The organism is Dolichospermum sp. LEGE 00246, assembly GCF_015207865.1.
GTDB lineage: Bacteria > Cyanobacteriota > Cyanobacteriia > Cyanobacteriales > Nostocaceae > Dolichospermum > Dolichospermum heterosporum.
This window is the reverse complement of record NZ_JADEWA010000618.1, coordinates 1-2,422: the sequence shown is the minus strand read 5'-3', so window position 1 is coordinate 2,422 and position 2,422 is coordinate 1. Positions and strand designations below refer to the sequence as shown.

Genomic DNA, 2,422 nt, shown 5'->3' with positions numbered 1-2,422 from the left:
GGGGAGGTGGGGAGGGAAGAACAGAAGTTTTTTCCGATCATTACCCGTCAAAATAAATTTGACGAACTACTAGAAAAAACCGATAACTGAATCAACACAATCCCTTTAAAACCCACCTGCGTGGGTTTCGCCTGTGTGTCCGTGACTTCTAGTCGCCCGGATTCTCAATCAATCCAAAATCCAAAATCTAAAATCTAAAATCGGATCACCTAACCATGTTAAAATGGATATCGCATATAAAAGATATTTGATTATTAGGTGGATTTAAACAAACATGGAAGCAGCACTATTACTAGCGAAATTGCCTGAAGCTTACCAAATTTTCGACCCCTTGGTAGATGTATTACCTGTTATTCCCGTCTTCTTCTTGTTACTTGCATTTGTTTGGCAAGCAGCAGTGGGTTTTAGATAAATTACCCATCTCCAATTTTTTGGACAGGTAACATCCACCTGTCCTATTTTTTTGTAAAATTAATATTTCTTAATATTTTGCAATAAATCAATATAATTAATCCAGTTACATCCTCAATTACCAGGAAGCTACGATGGGAAACATCAAATTTGTCAAAGAGAATAAAGAAATAATCGCCGCAGATGGTGCTAATCTCCGACTCAAAGCTGTAGAAAATGGCATTGATATTTATAAATTTTTCGGCAAAATGACCAATTGCGGCGGTGCTGGACAATGTACTACTTGTGTTGTCCAAATTGTCGAAGGACTAGAAAACCTATCTCCCCGCACAGATTTAGAAAACCGCAAATTCAAAAACAAGCCTGACAACTACCGTCTAGCTTGTCAAACCGTAGTGAACGGACCTATTACAGTCATCACCAAACCTTAAGAGCTTTTAAAAAATTTGGCTTCACTCTGTCATCTAAGTAGGTTGGCGTTGAAAATTGTCGTTATGGCAAGGCAAAAGGCAAGAGTGAAGAGGGTTTGGGCGATTTTACGTTTCTTTACACAGTTTGGTTTTATTGTGTTCACCTACTTATAATGCTATTCTGGAATAGTTGACTCGAAATTAAACAAAAGGCTATCTTGCTATGCAAGTTAATGATTTGGGTTTCGTAGCGAGCATTTTGTTCGTACTAGTACCCGCCGTGTTTTTAATCATGCTTTACATCCAAACTTCCAGCCGCGAAAGTTAATTAACAGCTTTGCGAACAGCTATTAGCTTTTGTGAGCAATTTAAAATCGGTGGAAAAGATAGATAAGATAAAAACCCCCCTAAACTAAATATAGTGCAGGGGTTTTTATTTATGAATCGCTAATATAAAGACATTACACAGTAGTACGCGCCAGAAGCACTGGACAGGTAGAGTTAACACGAACATAATCAGATAAAGATGAGCCAATTAGCCGATCTATATCAACAAAACTCTTAGCAATAGATGGGCGACGGTCCGGAGAACCAATCAATAATAAGTCTATATTCAACTCATTAGTTAAACGACAAATTTCTTCTCCTGGTTTACCACTGCTGGTAACACAACGGACTGCTACAGATTGTCTTTGAGCTTCTGCTAAAGCCATTCCCAAAACAGAATTCTTCTCGGGTTTAAGGTCAGTAATACCTGATAATTTACCACCTAAATCTGCATTAATATTAGCTAAAACCAATTGTCCACCCGTAACACCCCGGAGTAAGAACAAAGCTAAATTTAAGCAATTTTTAGCAGCATCAGAATTATCCATTGCCACCATAACGCGCTTAATGTTCTTGACATAAATGTCATCTTTCACCAGCAACATGGGACGAGAAGACAATTGAAAAACGTACTGACTGACGGAATTGGAGAAAATTGATTGTAGTCGCTTCATTCCCCGTGAACCCATAATAATCAAATCAGCTTCCATTTCGTCAGCGACTTGACAAACCACATCCTTGGGATCACCCTGACGTAAAATTGAAGAAACTTGGCTAGGGTCTAAGTTTAAATACTGAATAGCCTTAGCCAGAATTTTGCCCCCTTCTTCCCATTTGTCAGTCATTACAGACGCGGTGCTTTGTGGAGTAACAACGTGGAGAACTGTAACTTTTGTGCCTCGAAATGAAGGTAGTTCTTTCAAGTTCTTGAGCATTTCTTCCGCGTGTCCCAAACCGGAGACAGCCAACAAAATTTTTTGGATCATATTTACGTCTTTGTCGTGAGGGTTTCTGTGGTTTATTGCTGCTAGTATTGAGCCATGGCTGTGCCACGCAAGCTATCAGAATGTTTTTCTGATATGCTGAACAACCAAGTTAAGTAATTAAGCATAAATTAACTGATTAGCAGTCAAACTAATACCAACGAGCAAAAAAGTGATGGAATATTAAGTTTCTTTACGCCTAATTACGTGAAGTTACAACTAGGTTGCCTATCATTAAGCATACTGCTAATTTTGCCTGATAAAATTAATAAAATCTGATGTTAGTTATTA

4 protein-coding genes are annotated in these 2,422 nt (G+C 38.2%); 3 read left to right on the top strand and 1 reads right to left on the bottom strand.

Features of this window, described 5'->3' with window-relative positions; genetic code table 11:
* Positions 1-274 precede the first annotated feature (274 nt).
* The 3 genes from IQ228_RS24755 (at position 275) to psbM (ending at position 1,149) form a co-directional block, all read left to right on the top strand.
* Positions 275-412, top strand: coding sequence for a photosystem II reaction center protein K (locus IQ228_RS24755; protein ID WP_006195022.1), 138 nt, complete (start codon positions 275-277; stop codon positions 410-412).
* A 133-nt stretch (positions 413-545) separates the two neighbouring features.
* Positions 546-842 (top strand): 2Fe-2S iron-sulfur cluster-binding protein, encoded by a 297-nt coding sequence (locus tag IQ228_RS24750; RefSeq protein WP_027403249.1) that lies wholly within the window; start codon positions 546-548, stop codon positions 840-842.
* Between the two features lie 202 nt (positions 843-1,044).
* Positions 1,045-1,149, top strand: a complete 105-nt coding sequence (gene psbM / locus IQ228_RS24745; RefSeq protein ID WP_071992815.1) for a photosystem II reaction center protein PsbM — start codon at positions 1,045-1,047, stop codon at positions 1,147-1,149.
* A gap of 133 nt (positions 1,150-1,282) precedes the next feature.
* Here psbM and IQ228_RS24740 read toward each other — a convergent pair whose 3' ends face one another.
* Positions 1,283-2,134, bottom strand: coding sequence for a universal stress protein (locus IQ228_RS24740; protein WP_027403248.1), 852 nt, complete (start codon positions 2,132-2,134; stop codon positions 1,283-1,285).
* Positions 2,135-2,422: the final 288 nt, after the last annotated feature.

Coding starts and splice junctions, on each gene's coding strand:
- IQ228_RS24755 (WP_006195022.1), top strand. CDS start 275: ATGGAAGCAGCACTATTACTAGCGAAATTGCCTGAAGCTTACCAAATT.
- IQ228_RS24750 (WP_027403249.1), top strand. CDS start 546: ATGGGAAACATCAAATTTGTCAAAGAGAATAAAGAAATAATCGCCGCA.
- psbM (WP_071992815.1), top strand. CDS start 1,045: ATGCAAGTTAATGATTTGGGTTTCGTAGCGAGCATTTTGTTCGTACTA.
- IQ228_RS24740 (WP_027403248.1), bottom strand. CDS start 2,134: ATGATCCAAAAAATTTTGTTGGCTGTCTCCGGTTTGGGACACGCGGAA.